Source organism: Longimicrobium sp., assembly GCF_036388275.1.
GTDB lineage: Bacteria > Gemmatimonadota > Gemmatimonadetes > Longimicrobiales > Longimicrobiaceae > Longimicrobium.
This window is the reverse complement of the sequence record NZ_DASVSF010000043.1, coordinates 111430-127120: the sequence shown is the minus strand read 5'-3', so window position 1 is coordinate 127120 and position 15691 is coordinate 111430. Positions and strand designations below refer to the sequence as shown.

General features: G+C 65.6%; 14 protein-coding genes and 1 pseudogene. 5 read left to right on the top strand and 10 right to left on the bottom strand.

The window, feature by feature from the left end:
- Both VF632_RS09560 and VF632_RS09555 read right to left on the bottom strand, forming a co-directional pair.
- Positions 1-1149, bottom strand: a pseudogene (locus VF632_RS09560) (hypothetical protein); the annotation flags it as partial.
- Between the two features lie 307 nt (positions 1150-1456).
- The gene (locus tag VF632_RS09555) at positions 1457-3736 is read right to left on the bottom strand and encodes a vanadium-dependent haloperoxidase (protein WP_331022651.1); all 2280 of its coding nucleotides are present in this window, start codon (positions 3734-3736) and stop codon (positions 1457-1459) included.
- A gap of 384 nt (positions 3737-4120) precedes the next feature.
- On the opposite strand from VF632_RS09555, the gene VF632_RS09550 reads away from it, so the two are divergent.
- Positions 4121-4750: a hypothetical protein gene (locus VF632_RS09550; protein WP_331022650.1), complete on the top strand. Its 630-nt coding sequence runs from the start codon at positions 4121-4123 to the stop codon at positions 4748-4750.
- Positions 4751-4836: 86 nt separating this feature from the next.
- Here the strand turns inward: VF632_RS09550 and pruA are convergent, their stop codons facing one another.
- On the bottom strand, positions 4837-6465 hold the full coding sequence (pruA, locus tag VF632_RS09545) for an L-glutamate gamma-semialdehyde dehydrogenase (RefSeq protein ID WP_331022649.1): 1629 nt from the start codon (positions 6463-6465) through the stop codon (positions 4837-4839).
- A gap of 288 nt (positions 6466-6753) precedes the next feature.
- On the opposite strand from pruA, the gene VF632_RS09540 reads away from it, so the two are divergent.
- Positions 6754-7776, top strand: coding sequence for a TIR domain-containing protein (locus VF632_RS09540; RefSeq protein ID WP_331022648.1), 1023 nt, complete (start codon positions 6754-6756; stop codon positions 7774-7776).
- Positions 7777-7813: 37 nt separating this feature from the next.
- Here VF632_RS09540 and VF632_RS09535 read toward each other — a convergent pair whose 3' ends face one another.
- The gene (locus tag VF632_RS09535) at positions 7814-8053 is read right to left on the bottom strand and encodes a hypothetical protein (protein ID WP_331022647.1); all 240 of its coding nucleotides are present in this window, start codon (positions 8051-8053) and stop codon (positions 7814-7816) included.
- Positions 8054-8258: 205 nt separating this feature from the next.
- Here VF632_RS09535 and VF632_RS09530 point away from each other — a divergent pair, with 205 nt between their 5' ends.
- Positions 8259-8423, top strand: a complete 165-nt coding sequence (locus VF632_RS09530; RefSeq protein ID WP_331022646.1) for a hypothetical protein — start codon at positions 8259-8261, stop codon at positions 8421-8423.
- 148 nt (positions 8424-8571) lie between these two features.
- On the opposite strand, the gene VF632_RS09525 is transcribed toward VF632_RS09530, so the two are convergent.
- From VF632_RS09525 to VF632_RS09500, 6 genes are all read right to left on the bottom strand, one after another.
- Complete coding sequence (locus VF632_RS09525) at positions 8572-9135, bottom strand: hypothetical protein (protein WP_331022645.1); 564 nt, start codon at positions 9133-9135, stop codon at positions 8572-8574.
- A gap of 527 nt (positions 9136-9662) precedes the next feature.
- A complete protein-coding gene (locus VF632_RS09520; RefSeq protein ID WP_331022644.1) occupies positions 9663-10262 on the bottom strand; it encodes a hypothetical protein in 600 nt (199 codons plus the stop codon).
- Positions 10263-10473: 211 nt separating this feature from the next.
- A complete protein-coding gene (locus VF632_RS09515) occupies positions 10474-11619 on the bottom strand; it encodes a hypothetical protein (protein WP_331022643.1) in 1146 nt (381 codons plus the stop codon).
- A 139-nt stretch (positions 11620-11758) separates the two neighbouring features.
- Entirely contained in the window at positions 11759-12385 is a 627-nt protein-coding gene (locus VF632_RS09510; protein ID WP_331022642.1) for a hypothetical protein, read from the bottom strand.
- Positions 12386-12866: 481 nt separating this feature from the next.
- Positions 12867-13715, bottom strand: a complete 849-nt coding sequence (locus VF632_RS09505; protein ID WP_331022641.1) for a cupin domain-containing protein — start codon at positions 13713-13715, stop codon at positions 12867-12869.
- 222 nt (positions 13716-13937) lie between these two features.
- Positions 13938-14456, bottom strand: a complete 519-nt coding sequence (locus VF632_RS09500) for a hypothetical protein (RefSeq protein ID WP_331022640.1) — start codon at positions 14454-14456, stop codon at positions 13938-13940.
- 583 nt (positions 14457-15039) lie between these two features.
- Here VF632_RS09500 and VF632_RS09495 point away from each other — a divergent pair.
- Positions 15040-15303, top strand: a complete 264-nt coding sequence (locus VF632_RS09495; protein ID WP_331022639.1) for a DUF433 domain-containing protein — start codon at positions 15040-15042, stop codon at positions 15301-15303.
- On the top strand, positions 15300-15653 hold the full coding sequence (locus VF632_RS09490) for a DUF5615 family PIN-like protein (protein WP_331022638.1): 354 nt from the start codon (positions 15300-15302) through the stop codon (positions 15651-15653). Before VF632_RS09495 ends, VF632_RS09490 begins: the two co-directional genes overlap by 4 nt.
- The last annotated feature ends 38 nt before the right edge of the window (positions 15654-15691 follow it).

The window sequence follows — 15691 nt, the reverse complement described above, 5'->3', positions numbered from 1 at the left end:
GAGCAGGAACTGCGAGACGTACGGCCCAACCTGCTCGCCGGGATAGATGCCGCGGAACACGTTGGCGCGGGTGACGGGCAGGGTGCCGCCGTAGCGGGGGAACTCGGCGCCGATGGAGGCCACCGCGCTGCCGATGGTGGCGCTGGTGGGGTAGTCGAGGAACAGGACGTCACGCGCGACCGCCATCCAGTACAGCTCCCCCATTTCATGCGCGGTGACGTCGCTGTCGAAGCGCGGCGCCGGCGACATCGTGAACTCCTGCGCGTCGGGGCCGGACAGGTGGAACGCGAGCCCCGACTGCGGGTTGGTGAGCCGGATGACCGCGCCGGAGGCGAGAATGATCTCCTCGAAGTCCGCGGGGTCGCGGCTCTCCAGCGCGCGCAGCAGGGTGGCGTACGATCCGGGGTCGGGGTCGCCCACGGAGTCGTGGGCCAGGCTCTTGGAGTAGCTCCCCGCCAGCATGCGGGTGGGATAGTTCACCTCGTCGTTGTTGTTGACGTGGTCGGCGTGCGCCCGTGCGGCGGCGAGCGCGGCCGCCTCGACGCGGATGGCGCGCGCCGAAAGCCGCCGTTCCTCGACGCGGCGGGCGCGGCTGGTTTCCAGCACGTTCAGGTTGTCGAAGATCGCGGTTCCCGGCGCCGCGACGGCCTGGTAGGTTCCCGTGAAGATGCCGGGGCTGATGGCCGCCACGCTGAACGGGGCGGGACTGCTGTACAGCACCGTCCACGCGTCCGCGTCGGCGGAGGTTTCCCAAAAGATGGTACCATTGCGCTCCCTGATCCGCATCCAGCGGTGAACCTGGGGATCGTACCGAACGGTGAGGAACACCAGGTACGCGCCGCCCACCTGCTGCTCGCACCGAAGCAGCCCGTCCACGAGCCCGATGCTCAGCTCGTTCCCCTCGCTCAGGTACGCGCGCAGGCGGGCCTGGCCCATGCGCGGACCGCGCACCAGCTCAACCCAGATCATCGAGCCGGCAAGGTCGTAAGTACCCTTCGCCGTGTATCCCGCGTACGTGTTGGCGCTGGAGCTGGCTTGCGGCAGCTCCAGCCGGCGGTTCACCTCACGTGCGTCACCAAATACCCACCACTTTGTGGTATCAGCAACGTTGTCGTTGAAGTCTTCGGTAAACTCGTGTGCCTTCGGCATGCTCGGCTCCTGGGGATCCACATGAATGTGCTGCCGGAAACGCTGCGATGTCGCGCTTGCCTGAATCTCGCCCCTTTCCCGTTCGTGGGTTTCCGCCCTCTCCGTCTTACGAAGGGGTAGGTCGCGAGGTATGACGTGTCAAGCATTTAGTGTCACTAAACAATTGAAGGTCGGGCGAACGCTTCCCTCCGTGGTTCGTTGCAGCTCCAGCGAAGCACGTTCCCGATGCTCAACCCGGCACGAACCGGGAGCCGCGGAGGGGTCTTCTGCCCCTCCGCGGCTCCCGTCGCTCTTCCCTCGCAATGCCTCAGAGCGCGGGAACCACCTTGCCGTCGAAGATGCGGATGCGGTTGCCGTCGAGCCGGGTGATCTCGAAGAACGCATCGTCCTCGTTGAAGCCCAGGCTCATCTCCTGGAGCAGCGCGATGCCGATGCGCTCGCCCAGCAGCAGCGACTCGGTGTGGTCGCTGCGCCAGTGCACCCCCGCCCCGTTGCGGAAGAGCGAGACGTTGCCGGCCAGCTTGTTCAGCTCGCCGCCCACCGTCATCGGCGGCTCGCCCGTCGCGGGCGTGTAGGTGACCAGCGACAGGCCGTCCGCGGCGGCCTCCACGGGGTTTTCGATGACCTTGGTGTCGTCGAAGAACGCCTTGAGGATGGTGATGCATGCCGCCGAACCGGTGGCGTGCCCCGCGCCGTACGCCGGGTGCGTGGGCGCGCCCTCGGGGTACGCCTGCGGCAGCAGGTAGGTGGCGGGGAAGCGCTTGTTCGCGCCGAAATAGTACTCCGAGAGGCCCCCCGTCAGCAGCGAGTTCTTGATGCTGGGGTCCAGGGGGTAGTCGCGGCGGGCCGACAGCCAGTTGTCCACACGTCCGCCGTACTCCTCGGGACGCAGCCGGCGGTGGACGCCCCATTTTTGCCACCACACGGCCCGCAGCGCCCGGCCCAGCACCTCGGGCACCACCTGCAGCAGGTGCGTGGGGCCGAAGGTGGCGAAGCCGCCCTGCGTGCGGGAACGGTCCGCGGGCGCCGGGGGCATGTACGGGTTGCCCTGGTCGTACGGGAACTCGCTCTCGATCTGCGGACGCCCGGTGCGCCCGGCGTTGGTCAGCTGGTTGCCCGCTGGCTCCGACATCAGGATCCACGCGGCGTTGTAGAACGCGTCCACCACCTGGTCGAAGTGCACGAACGTGGCACCGTCGCGCAGGTTGCGGATGAACCGCTTGGTGGTTTCGAACGTGTCCTGCCCGCGCGTGTCCTGGCCGTCCTGCACGTCGAGCCAGGCGGCGAACTCCTCGTGCAGGTAGTCCACTCCCGGCGTGGCAGAAAACAGCCGCTGGTCGATGTTCCGCGCGCCGTACGAGATGAACCCGTCGGTGGCGTCGCGGCCCTGCCCGGCGGGCTTGCGCGGGTCGACGTTGCCCTTGAGCAGGAACTGCGACACGTACGGGCCCACCTGCTCGCCCGCGAAGATGCCGCGGAAGACGTTCTGCGCTGTGACCGGCGTCGTGCCGCCGAACTGCGGGAACTCGGTGTTCAGCGACGCGACGGCGTCGGCGATCTCCGGGCTGGTGCCGTACTGCTTGAAGGGCACGTCGCGGGCGACCGCCATCCAGTACAGCTCACCCGCCTCGTGCGCGGCGATGGCGCTGTCGAAGCGCGGCGCGGGTGGCTGCGTGAGCGCCTGCGCGTCGGGGCCTTCCAGGTCGAACGCCAGCCCGGCCTGCGGATTGGTGAGCTTGATGGGACTGCCCGCCTGCGTGAGGATGATCTCCTCGAAGTCCGCCGGGTCGCGGCTTTCCAGCGCGCGCACCAGGCTGGCGTACGACGCGGGGTCCGGATCGCCCAGCAGGTCGTGCCGCAGGCTCTTGGAGTAGTTGCCCGCGAACGGGGTGGCCAGGTAGCTCACCTCGTCGTTGTTGTTGGCGTGCTCCTCGTGCTCGCGCGAGGCCGCCAGCTCCGCCGCCTGCACGCGGACGTCGCGCGCCGAAAGCCGGCGCTCTTCCACCCGCCGCGCGATACCGGTCTCCTGCACGTTGAAGTTGTCGAACACCGCAAACCCGGGCGAGGCCACCACCGCGCCGATGCTGGTGCCGATCAGCAGCTGCACCGCCGTGGTGTCGATGGGGCTTCCGCTGCGGTACAGGGTCGTCCAGTCTACGCCGTCGGGCGAAACCTGCCACGAGAGCGCGCCGGCCGTTTCGCGCAGCCGCAGCCAGCGGTGCGCCACGGGGTCGTACGGCACGTGCTCCAGCCGGGTGAAGATGCCTCCGGCCGACTGCACGCACTCCACCTCGTCGTCGTCCACCCACAGGGCCACGTATTCACCGCTGGCCTCCTGCGCCGCCATCCCGGAGCGCACCCCTTCGGCCGCGTTCAGCGGCCGCACAAGCTCCACCCGCATCTCCGACTCCGTCAGGTCGTAGAACGCCACCGACCGGAAGAGCAGGCCCGACGCCTGGTTGCCGGGCGGGCGGATTTCGATCCGCCGGTTGATCTCGCGAATGCGTACGTCCGCGGGTACGATCCACTTGCTCGTGTCGACGCTGTTGTCGTTGAAGTTGTCGACCAGCGTATGTGCTTTTGCCATTCGTTTTGTTTCCCGCCAAGGTTGTCGCCGTGCGCCGCCAAGTGGGCGGCGAGTCCTGCCCCGTACCCCCTGCGCCCTTTCTACCTGCTGGTGTATTCGGTGTATGTTCGGATAGATGAAGCTAGCGGCAGTTCGGAAAAAATCAACTGGGAATGTCTGTAAACATGCGCAGCGGAAGCGTGCGGTGTTCGGCGTTTCGCGCGGCGAGGACGAAATCGAAGCGCCCCGGCGGCCGTCCGACTGACGGCGTCACTACGTCCAGCACGACGCATCAGTCCGGACCTCGGGGAACCCAGAGGACTCTGCGGGTACACGTGACGGACTTGGGCGAAGGGAGCTGGGTTTTTCCCCGACGCTCTTCTCGACGCCCTGTACTATGAGAAGATGACGAAGACGATCACGTGGGATCTGCTGCAGTTGTCGCCCCTGCGATGGGTGCTCGCGGCGGCGGCGCTGACCATTCTCGCGGCCGGGGTTCCTGCCCCCGGGCGGGCACAGCTGCACGAGTTCGGGATTGGAGCGGGGATCGCGGCAGCCGTGTCGGAAATCAACACGCGCCAAGGCCCCGGCCCGCACCTGCTCGGATACGCCGGGGTCCATGTGAATGCCACGCTTCAGTTCCGGGGCGAGCTCGCTTTCGTCCAGTTCAACGGCAAGCCGTACTCCGGCATCGAAGGGCCGAGCGGTGAGTCACGCCCGGATCTGCGGGTGGCCAGCGTCGGCGGTACGCTGGTGTATACGCCGCGGGGCACCGGCACAGGCGTGTACGGGTTGATCGGAGCCGGCATGTACCAGCTCTCCGCGGGAGGCGACTCCGAAGGGCTGGTGCCCGGCGCCAGCGTGGGCGTGGGAACGAACCTGGACGTGGGCGGAGCGGCGCTGTTCGCCCAGACCCGGCTGGAGGTGCCGTTCTCGACGTTTGGTTCGGGCACCGAGTCTGCGCCCAACGTGTACCTGCCGTTCACCGTCGGGCTCCGAATCCCGTGCTGCGGCGACCCCGCGCCGGGAACCTAGCCGAGTCGAGCGCACAAGATGAAGCGCCTCCGGGATTTCCCGGAGGCGCTTCGTCGTGATCCGTCCGATCGTGCCCGGCCGATCGGCTACTTCTCGCCCATGAACGGGTACTCGAACGAGTGCGCGGGGGCGAACGTTTCCTTGATGGTGCGCGGCGAAATCCAGCGGAGCATGTTCAGGATGCTCCCCGCCTTATCGTTGGTGCCGCTGGCCCGCGCGCCGCCGAACGGCTGCTGCCCCACCACCGCGCCCGTGGGCTTGTCGTTCACGTAGTAGTTGCCCGCCGCGTTCCGCAGCTCGCGGTCGGCCTGCAGCAGCGCCGCGCGCTCGGTGGCGAACACGGCGCCCGTCAGCGCGTACGGCGTGCTCTTGTCCACGATGCGCAGCGTGTCCTCCCACTGCGCATCGGGATACACGTACAGCGACACCACGGGGCCGAACACCTCTTCGCACATCAACTGGTAGGCGCTGTTCTGCACCTGCACCAGCGTGGGCTGAATGAAGTAGCCCGTGCTGTCGTCGTACGTGCCGCCCGCGATCACCTCCACGTCGTCGGCCTCGTGGGCGTGCTTGATGTAGCCGGTGATCTTGTCGTACGCCTTCCGGTCGATCACCGCGCCCATGAAGTTGCGGAAGTCCGCCGGGTCGCCCACGCGCACCTTGTCCAGCATCCCCAGCGTATGCTCGCGCACCGTGGGCCACAGGCTCTCGGGGATGTACAGCCGCGACGCCGCGCTGCACTTCTGCCCCTGGTACTCGAAGCCGCCGCGCACGATGGCCGTCGAGAGCGCCAGCGGATCGGCCGAGGCGTGCGCGACGATGAAGTCCTTGCCGCCCGTCTCCCCCACCAGCCGCGGATAGCTGCGGTAGCTGCCGATCTTTTCGCCCACCGTCCGCCAGATGGTCTGGAAGACCGCGGTGCTGCCAGTGAAGTGAATGCCGGCCAGGTTGCGGTCGTTCAGGATGACGTCCGTCATGGGGATGGGGTCGCCGGGGATGAAGTTGATGACCCCCGGCGGAAGCCCCGCCTCTTCCAGCAGCTTCATGATGTAGTAGCCGCTGTACACCGCCGTCTGCGCGGGCTTCCACACGGCCACGTTCCCCAGCATGGCGGGGGCGCTGGGCAGGTTGCCGGCGATGGCCGTGAAGTTGAACGGCGTGACGGCGTACACGAAGCCTTCCAGCGGACGGTGGTCCAGGCGGTTCCACATGCCCGGGCCGCTGATCGGCTGCTCGCGGTAGATCTGCTGCGCGAAGTTGGTGTTCCAGCGCAGGAAGTCGATGAACTCGCAGGCAGCGTCGATCTCGGCCTGGTACGCGTTCTTGCCCTGGCCCAGCATGGTGGCCGCGTTCAGGATGGGGCGCCAGCGGGTGGCCAGCAGCTCGGCGGCGCGCTGGAAGACGGCCAGGCGGTCTTCCCAGGGCCAGCGGCTCCACTCCTTCCACGCTTCCATGGCCGCGTCGATGGCCTGCCGCACCTCGTTGGGCCCGGCCTTGTGGTAGCGCGCCAGCACGTGCCCGTGGTTGTGGGGCATCGTCTGCGCTTCCATGTCGCCGGTGCGCACCTCGCGCCCGCCGATGATCAGCGGGATCTCGATCTCCTCGCCCGACATCCGCGCGAGCGTTTCCTTGAGCAGCGCACGCTCGGGCGAGCCCGGCGCATACGACAGCACGGGCTCGTTCACGGTCTGCGGCACGATCGGAATGCTATTCATCCACCCTCTCCTCGTCGGCTGTGGTTCCGGGCCGGGAAGTTAGGGTGCGGGGCGGGGAGGCGCTACCCGGGAGAGATGGTCTAGGCCTCGGCCTCTGGACTGCGGTGCCGACGTAAGTGACGCTTCTCGTTAGAAACGGAAGGCACGTCGGCTGGGGACCCGGTGACGTATTCCGGACCCGAATTTTACCAGATTCGATCCCCAATCTCCATTGGTTGCATGACGGCTGCCGTTGCGCGATGTTAGCTGCGATAGTTGGCCCGATCTATCCCTACCACAGGCATACGGATGGCCGCAAACCCATTTATGGATGAACTACGGCAGCTTCGTGCCGACTTCGAGGCCCAAGCAAGTCGTTATCACGACCTCTCACTGAAGATCTACTATCTCGAAGCTGATGATGACCCAGCCTCCTTGAAACTGCCTCGTCCTCATCACGCGATCAACTTGTGGCAGTTTGTTGGTACCACTCCAGCAGCTTTGGACACCTTCAAGGGAATTACACGTTTTGGACTGGCGAAAGCTCAACTGACCGCGCTCGCCGTTATCGCCGGGCCAGAAACAGCGCTGTTTCGACGCATGGCTTTTCGGGCTGCAACCATAATTCCAGCAGAATTGCAAGAGTTAGTGCAGCGGATGATTTCGGAGAACTTGCTCGCGGCTGTGAAGGCGGCCAATGACGAAGAAACGACAGGGAAGCCAGTTATCTCGGAAAACAGCAATCCGCTGGCTGTCTGGATCAATCTGATGTTATTGAGCATTTCGACATTCCAGCCGGAACGCTTGGGGCACGACGGGCTCCAAGTGGACCCATTCACAGGCTCACTGGCTGCCCTCGATCTCTTGTTAGGGCGGTTCTCCGCTCAAGGCAGGAAAGCAGATACCCACATGAAGGATCCTTTAGCCAATCGTCGTTTTCAAGTTGCGCTCTCGTTCCCTGGAGAGAGGCGAGAGTTCGTGAAGAGTGTGGCCGATGGGCTACGTTCGCGGGGTGTGGACGTGTTCTACGACCACTTCTTTGAAGCCGAATTGGCAACCTTAGATCTTGATATTCGTTTACAACGGATCTATCACGACAACTCAGATCTGCTCATCGTCTTTGTATGCGAGGAATATGAGAGGAAAGATTGGTGTGGATTGGAGTTCCGCGCGATCCGCGATTTGATCAAACAGCGCCGGGCTGACCTGATGTTGATGCGGTTCGACGACAGCGAGTTACCCGGCATCTTCTCCATCGACGGCTATATCGATTTACGAGGCCGTACGCCGGAGCAGGCGATCGATTTGATTTGCCGACGCATAACGCAATGAGTTACGGCGTGGTAAAGGACCGAGTCATCATGCTAAGTCATTCCAATTCATCTGCTAAGCGATCCAAGCCGGCCGCATAGCGTCTCAGGTATGCGGCTTGAGCACGGGCGAGCCGCGCCACAACCGGTTGCCAATCACGCGGCGGCGTCCGCGCATTCGGCCCCTCCATTCGCGCACGCATGATGGTGTGCGTGTCTTTCCCGAACGCTTCAGCGACCTTCGCGAGCGTCATCGTTGGAGCCGACGTGAGCACGTCCGTGGCTTCCTTGAAATCCATCCTCACCTCCCGTTCTGGTACGATGAGCATTGACAAACGCCCGGCATGGTATTGGTTTACATACCAGCAGGGCACGAGAACAAGGCTGGCCGCTCTCCCGCTAAGAAGCACGCCCAGCCTTGCACCACGAACCGACCCGAAGGCCGCCCGCTCGCCAAGGATAGCCCTGCCGCGCGCCGAGGGTCAAGAGAGATGGAGGTGCACGATGGCGAAGAAGACGATCGTACCCATCCAACTGCCCGGCGGCTTCGTCGTGAAGAAGCAGCACGGGAGCCGCTACTGGATGGTGATCGACCCCGTGGGCGAGCTGGTGTGCCTCACCGTCTACAAGAAAGGCGCGATGGAGGTGGTGCGGCGGCTGGCGGCTTGAAACGGAACGGCGCCGCGGGAAGAGATCCCCGCGGCGCCGGGATTCTGCCGCCTCAGGGACTTGCCATCGGCACGACGGTAAGGACGATCTGAGGAATGGTGAACGGGGCGTCAGCGGAAGCCGTTTCCACGGCGGAGCCTTCATATCGTCACGGGCGCTTCAGAAGCTTCGGGTTCGGCGGCCAGCGCACCGCCGCCCAGGTAGCGTTTACAGGTGAGATCCAGCGTACAATAGAGACGGCGCGCTGGTATGCTCCCATCAGATCGTAGTCCAGCAGCGGTTCGTGATGCGCGATCCGGTTCCGAAGAAGACGGATAGATTCCGCTCGCGCGTGGACGATGCCGCGATCGATTCTAGCAGGCGCGTAAGGGAACGAGCCGGCGAACTCACGCTTCCAGATCCGGGCCTCAAAGCGCGCGGTCAGGAGCATGGTCCAGAACCAGTATGTTTGGGCGGCCACAACATCACCCGTCGATACAGAAGTCGCTCGTAGCTTGGACTCCAATTTCCGGCGTCCGGCTTCGAACGTAGCTCGTTCCTGGCGGGGGAGATTCCGCAGGAACCCCAGTGAGTAGGGCCACTGCGGGCCGAACTGGGATACGAGAGCGCGGTTCACCGCATTTCGCAGGGCGACTTCGTTCACCTGCAAAGCAGGGTACAGCGCCGCGGCGGCTTGAACATTCCAGCCGTACAGGTCGAAAGCGCGCCGCACGTTGTTGTGGGCGTGACTCAGGTACGTAGAGAGCCTCGCTGGCGATATCGCCTCACGAAGCGAGATGATGTCGTGAGCAGTTCGTGGAAACCCCGGGTTGACGAGGGGCGGACAAGGTAGCATATTTCACACGTGAGCCTTCGGATTCGCGCCTGCCAAGCAGGTTCCCCGGAGGACATCGAAGATGGAGAGCGGGCCGGGTGCGTGCACCCGGCCCGCTCTACTTGTATCCAGAGTGAACACGCCCCCAAGCATAACACTCCGTCCACGTTCGTGCCACTTCCTTTGTCGTGCGCTACGGCGAGTTCGCCTCATCAAGCCCGCTCGGGCGGCGATGATCCCGTGGGCGAGCTGGCGTGCCTCACCGTCTACAAGAAAGGCGCGATCGAGGTGGTGCGGCGCCTGGCGGGGTGAACGGCACCGGCGCCGCGGGGAGTCTGCCCCGCGGCGCCGGCTGTTCGTCCAAGTGCTCAGCGCAACCCGTCGAATCCACCAGGTCGACCGGGCAACCTGAACGATCTCTCAACTTAGAAGCGCAGCGAAACGTTCAGGCTGAGGTCGCTCGGGCGGGGGTCCATCCGGAGCGACTCAGGCAACACCTCCTGCCATGCCTCCCGCTGTCGTGAGCCAAATCCGAGGCCGATCGCGGCGCCTCCGATGGCGACGCCCGCCACCATGGGAACTGCGTGCGGCCCGGTGTACCTGCAAGTTGGGGGGAGGGCCGGGTTCTCCAGGGGATCGCATTCCGTGAAGCCGCCGGCCCGCTTCACTACCTGGTAAACCACCAGGCCGAACCCCGCGCCAATGAGCGCGCCCTTGAGCATCCCCTGAATGCGGCCGCGGTTGGCGGACTGGGCACCCTGACTGATCTGCAGGCGGCGGACGGCGCTGAACGGTAGCGTCAACAGCGTGTCGCCCCTCTCCAACAGCGCGGTAATCGAAGTGCTGTCGATGCTGACGAGCGTGGCTACCTGCGGCCGGTGAATCTCATTGATGGGGACGCCGTCGACAAAAACGGGCTGCGTCACGCGGATACGAGTGCCGGGCTGCACCTGCGTCAGTTGCCCGGCGGCGGCGGAGGCGGTGCAGGCGAGCGCCAGCGCAATGATGAGGGAACGGAGAATCATGGGGTTGTTGCGGAGGGGGTGGGGGAAGCATCCTCTGCGTCTGATACGCAGCGCGCCGGTTGGTCAGGGCACCGAAGCTACGCGGGACACGCGCCGAGGGTCAAGAAAGGTGGAGGTGCACAATAGCAAGGGAGCAGACCTCCGCAACGCCCGCCACACTCCCCGAGCCGCTACTGGATGGTGATCGACCCCACGGGCGAGATGGTGTGCCTCACCGTCTACAAAAAGGGCGCGATGGAGGTGGTGGGGCGGCTGGCGGCGTGAATGACACCCAGCTGGCGCGGAGCGTTACGGGTTCTCCGCCATCACAACGCAGTGAAAGGGCAGCTGCTTTCAGTCCGAGCGCGTTGGTGGTGGTGGATGAGCGCAGATCCAGGCGCCACCTGAGCGATCGCCCGTCACGCACCTGCCCGATCCGCGCCTGGTACGTGGCGGGGCCGGGAAGCGTGCCGGTGAATGCAATTGTGTCCGCATGTTCCACGATGGACCGCCCGGCCGCGTCCTGGTGCCGACGAACCCGTGCGGGCGGCGCCTTCTTGCGTCCCGCGACGCTCGCCGCGGGCGGCGCGTTCCCGGGTGCTGCGACGGGAGCCGCCGGCACCGGCGGCAATGGAGGCGCGACCGTGGCACGTTCCGGATCGGCAGCCAGTTGTCCCAGCGTGTGCAGCTGCGCGATGGCTTCCAGGGCATGAACACCGGCGCGCGACCGGATGTCCGGCACGGGCTCTCCGGCCGCCAGGTCTTCGACGTAGCGAACCCGCGCCTCGGCCGAGGCGTGCATCTGCCGCAGCACGTTCAGCTGCGATCGACGCGTCTCGTCCAGCGAAGAATCCGCCAGCAGAAAGGCCATTGCTTCATGCGTGTGGTGCGCGATCACCCGCAGGGCCGCGACCAGGCTTGCCACGTGCGCGGCCGACAGGGGCGAGGCCGGGCGCCAGCTGGGCAGCGGCGCCGGAACCTCGACATCCAGCCGGTACTCCGGGTTGGCGCGCGCCTGGTGAGCGCGGTTCACCCACCGTTCCACCTCCCGAAAGTAGCTGAGCGCCTGCTCGGCCGTGCTCCGCGGCACGAACCCCGCCGTGGCCGGCGCCTGCCTGTAGTCGCCCTCCAGGAGTTCGCTGCCGAGCGTCTGGAGAACGAACGCGTTCCACGCGGCGATCCACGCCTGGCGCGTGCCGGGGGGCACCGACCACGGGTCCACGCCGTCGATCCGGCACTCCAGGCGCCGGTTTTCCACCCACTCCTGGAGCTCGAACACCGGGCCGCCGGCGCGCCGGTACGACTCCAGGGCGGCGGCGGATATCTCTCTCCTCAGCGTGGAGAGGAAGCGATTCCACCCCGTGGGCCTGTTGGTCATGCGTAGAGGGTCCGGAGACGTCGCGCGGCGATGCAGGAAAGTGGCTCACCCTGCTGGTGCCCGAAAGGAAACGGCGCCGCGGAAGTCCTCCGCGGCGCCGGGTGCGTAGGATCACTGGACGCTCGCTGAACCGTCTTGTTCAGAAGCGCAGCGAAACGGTCAGGCTGATTTCGTTGGGCCCGGCGACGGGACGCAGCGAGCGGGGGCGCACCTCCTGCCATGCCTCGCGCTGCCGTGAGCCCATCCCGAATCCGATTGCGGCGCCGCCGATGGTGCCGCCCACGATCGCGGGAACCATGTGCGGCAGCTCGGGCTTCGTTTTGGCTTTCGGGTGGCAGGATTCATTCGGGAAACCCGGCACGCAGTCAGCATCGTCGAGCCGCTGGTCGGCGACCTGGATCAGGTACCCCAAGCCGTATACCACCGCAAGGAATCCCCCGCCGATGATCGCGCCCTTGCGCATCTGGTGAATCCTGGCGCGGTTACCGGAGATCGATCCCTGGCTGACCTGCAGGCGGTTGATCGCGCTGAACGGCAGCGTCAGGAGCGTCCCGTCCTCCTCAAGCAGCGCGGTGATTGACGCGCTGTCGACGCTGACCAGGGTGCCGACCTGCGGCTGGTGAACCCGGCCGATGTCGACGCCGTCGATGAAGACGGGCTGCGTCACGCGGATACGAGCCCCGGGCAGCACCTCTGTCTCCTGCGCAGCGGCGGCGGAGGCGGTGAAGGCGAGGGCCAGCACAGTGACGACGGAGCGAAAAATCATCGGATTGTTGCGGAGGGGTGGAGGAAGATCCTCTGCGGCTGATCCCCAGCGCGCCTGCTGGTCAGCCCCTGCGAAGCTACGCGGGACACGCGCCGAGGGTCAAGAGAGATGACGGTGCACGACGGCATGGACGCGAGCGCCGCAACGCCCGCTCCACTTCCTGGGCGGGCGCAGGGGAGATAGGGTGGTGGCTGGTGGCGTGAACGAGTCCCCACGAACGCAGAATCCCGGCACCGCTGGTGCGGCGCCGGGATTCCGTCACCTCAGGGACTTGCCGTCGCGAGGACGGTATAGGACGACCTGAGGAATGGTGAAGAGAATGTATCAGCGATGAGGCGTCGGCGGAAGCCGAAGGTGGAGAGCGGGCTGGGTGCGTGCACCCAGCCCGCTCTACTTGTATCCAGAGTAAACACCCGTCCAAGCAATAACCTTCATCCAAATTCGCGCCAGTTCGGTGTTCGTCGGCGCGATGAGTTTGCGGCTACCTTCCAGCCAGGTACTCCTCCCAGTAGAGCGGCGGTCCCACGAGCTTCATCCCGTGCGACTGGAACAGCTGGCGAAGCCCGTCGATGGAGAGCGCCTCGTGCACGGGCGTTTCCACGTGGGTGCCGAGTTCGCGGAAGAACTCCTCCATGGCGCCGGCCGGCTGGTACACGTTCAGGATTCTGCCCGGCCCGCCGCCCGCGAACACCCAGACGTGGGGCACCTCGCGCGGAACGAAGGCGCTTTCCCCCGGGCCCAAGCGAAGCTGCTGCTCCCCGATGTGCAGCTCTACCTCGCCGTCGAGCACGTAGATCCACTCGTCCTGGCCGTGGTGCAGGTGGCGCGGACCGCCGCCGCTGCCGGTGAACTCGAAGATGCTCATGGCGCCGCCCGTGTCGCGTGCCGACACCTTGCAGTCGTTCGGCTCGCCGCCCAGCAGCACGTGCTCACCGAACCGGTCCTTGCCGGCCGCCACGTTGAAGCCGGCGAACATCTCCTCGCTTTGCATGGTCGTTCTCCCTTTCAGGTGGTCGAGGGTCCTGTCGATCGTTGCGATCAGCCTGCGGGTCCGCGCGACGTTCTTCTGCAGGACCTTCCGGTGCGATTCCAGGGCGTCTACGGTCGCGAACTCGGGGCGGCCCAGGATCTCCTTGATCTTCTTCAGCCCGAACCCGAGCTCGCGGTAGAACAGGATCTGCTGCAGCATCAGCAGCTGCGGCTCCTCGTAGTAGCGGTAGCCGTTCGCGCCGTACGAGGCAGGCTTCAGCAGGTCCGTCTCGTCGTAGAAGTGAAGCGTGCGCACGCTTATTCCCGACATCGAGGCGACTTCCTTGACCGTGTAGGCCATCGCAAGCTCCCTGAAAAGTCGAACCGCACCAGACGGCGACGTACACTCTAAGGGATCACGCTACGTGAGGGTCAAGGGCTTTCGTGCCCGGAGAGAAATGCGGCGCAGGCCGCCGTTCGGCGCCATGGCTCGCATCAGTAGCACGAAGGCGGGACGGACGCGTCAGGGCGGGGGGGCGTGCTGTCGACATCGATGGCCGGATCAGGAGATCCGATCCGCCGATCACTTGGTGAGCACGGTCGCGTGGCCTTCGGGGCAGATGCCGCGCAGCGTCCCGGGCCAGGGATCGTCGTTCTCGGTAATCGTCCAGCACTGGCCGCAGTAGACGAGGGCGCACGAAGGGCAGAAGAACGGCGTCCACTCAGGGTTCAGAAGGTGCAGCGAGATCACGTCCGCATTGTGCAGCGCATCCTGCACCCCCTCGGCGACGCGATCGCCGAACGTGGCCTCGTCCGCGGGCACGGGCACGCGCTGCCATCGACGGCCGGCGTAGCTGTCGATGGTCAACTCCGAAGCGTCCGAATATCGCCGGACGAACTCGACCACGGCGGCTTCCGTCCCGTGCCGTGCGCAAACGAAGCGCCCCCGGGTGGTTGCCATCTCGCGCAGCTCCGCCACCAGGTTCTCCACGGACCGCGGCGGGGCAGCGGGTGCCTCGTCCCGGCCCTCGGGCGTGGGCGGCGTTGGGGGATCGCGGCGCAGGATGGTGCGCAGCATGGCGATCACGCTCCTGCGGTTCATGCTCGATCTGCTGGCCGCGGGTTCGGGCGGGGAGGCAACGCGACGCCAATCTGCGACATGCGATGCGTGTACGCACCAGGCGCCCCCGCCGGATGGGACGCATCGCGGCTGCCATCATTTTGCTGACTGCCGGCGCGTCGCGGGCGGCGGAAGAGGTGAACAGAGCGAGCAGTCGTGCGAAATTCTGTGGATGTTCTTGGAAGTTCTTGACCGGTCAACGAGCTTGTTGTGCAAGTCGCTGCCGCGGCTGTGGATAGCATTGAATTAAGAAGTCGGCGTGCGGCGTACCGCGGCTTCGAGATCGCCTTCGCGGTCCAGGAACTCGCGCGGGCGAGGCCACGTGATCGCACCGGCAGCAGGGGAGCGCGGCCGACCGCGGAAAGCCAGCACCGCTGAACCCGATAATCGAATCTCTCTCCCACGCTGGCCGGTTGAGGGCGTCGCGTTAGCCCGACTGCGGCTGGGCGGCGCTCGGCGGCTGTCTTTGTGCGGCCCATGGTGTACTTCCGATGCTCTTGACCCATGGCGCGCGGCAGGGCAGCTTCCTTACACGACCGGCTTGGGGAACGAAGCCGGGACTCGGATGAACAATTTCCTCGGGACCCAGACCTTCATGAGCAGCTTCCGCGAGCGGATCACGATGGATCCGGCGATCTGCCACGGCAAGCCTACTGTGCGCGGCCTGCGTTATCCCGTGCAGATGATTCTCGAGTTGCTCAGCGCGGGCATGACCCCCGATGAGGTGCTTGCTGATTACGAAGATCTGGAGCGCGAGGACATCTTTGCCGTGCTGGAGTACGCGGCGCACCTGAGCGGCGTGAAGCGCATCGAGCCGCTTGCCGCATGAGGTTCATCGTCGATGCCCAGCTGCCGCGGCGCATCGCCGGCTGGCTGCGGGAAGCTGGGCACGACGCGATCCACACGCTGGATCTTCCCGAGGGAAATCGCACCACCGATCGCGCGATCATCGGCCTGTCGCTTCGGGAGCAACGGGTGGTGGTGACCAAGGATGCAGACTTCGTCTCGGGATTCGTACTCCAGAACGAACCCGAACGCCTTCTGCTCATCTCAACGGGCAACATCACCAATGCCGAACTCCAAGACATTCTCGTCCCGAACCTGCGTGCGATCGTGGCGGCGTTCGATGAGGCGCGGTTCGTAGAGATCAGTCGCGCCGGAGTGATCGCTCACGAGTAGAAGACTGTTCCGTAAACCATCTGCCTGTCTCACAGGTT

Excerpts from the sequence above, each read along its gene's own strand:
- VF632_RS09530 (WP_331022646.1), top strand. The coding sequence starts at position 8,259 with ATGGCGAAGAAGACGATCGTACCCATCCAACTGCCCGGCGGCTTCGTC.
- VF632_RS09495 (WP_331022639.1), top strand. The coding sequence starts at position 15,040 with ATGAACAATTTCCTCGGGACCCAGACCTTCATGAGCAGCTTCCGCGAG.
- VF632_RS09550 (WP_331022650.1), top strand. The coding sequence starts at position 4,121 with ATGACGAAGACGATCACGTGGGATCTGCTGCAGTTGTCGCCCCTGCGA.
- VF632_RS09540 (WP_331022648.1), top strand. The coding sequence starts at position 6,754 with ATGGCCGCAAACCCATTTATGGATGAACTACGGCAGCTTCGTGCCGAC.
- VF632_RS09505 (WP_331022641.1), bottom strand. The coding sequence starts at position 13,715 with ATGGCCTACACGGTCAAGGAAGTCGCCTCGATGTCGGGAATAAGCGTG.
- VF632_RS09515 (WP_331022643.1), bottom strand. The coding sequence starts at position 11,619 with ATGACCAACAGGCCCACGGGGTGGAATCGCTTCCTCTCCACGCTGAGG.
- VF632_RS09555 (WP_331022651.1), bottom strand. The coding sequence starts at position 3,736 with ATGGCAAAAGCACATACGCTGGTCGACAACTTCAACGACAACAGCGTC.
- VF632_RS09500 (WP_331022640.1), bottom strand. The coding sequence starts at position 14,456 with ATGAACCGCAGGAGCGTGATCGCCATGCTGCGCACCATCCTGCGCCGC.
- pruA (WP_331022649.1), bottom strand. The coding sequence starts at position 6,465 with ATGAATAGCATTCCGATCGTGCCGCAGACCGTGAACGAGCCCGTGCTG.
- VF632_RS09490 (WP_331022638.1), top strand. The coding sequence starts at position 15,300 with ATGAGGTTCATCGTCGATGCCCAGCTGCCGCGGCGCATCGCCGGCTGG.
- VF632_RS09510 (WP_331022642.1), bottom strand. The coding sequence starts at position 12,385 with ATGATTTTTCGCTCCGTCGTCACTGTGCTGGCCCTCGCCTTCACCGCC.
- VF632_RS09535 (WP_331022647.1), bottom strand. The coding sequence starts at position 8,053 with ATGGATTTCAAGGAAGCCACGGACGTGCTCACGTCGGCTCCAACGATG.
- VF632_RS09520 (WP_331022644.1), bottom strand. The coding sequence starts at position 10,262 with ATGATTCTCCGTTCCCTCATCATTGCGCTGGCGCTCGCCTGCACCGCC.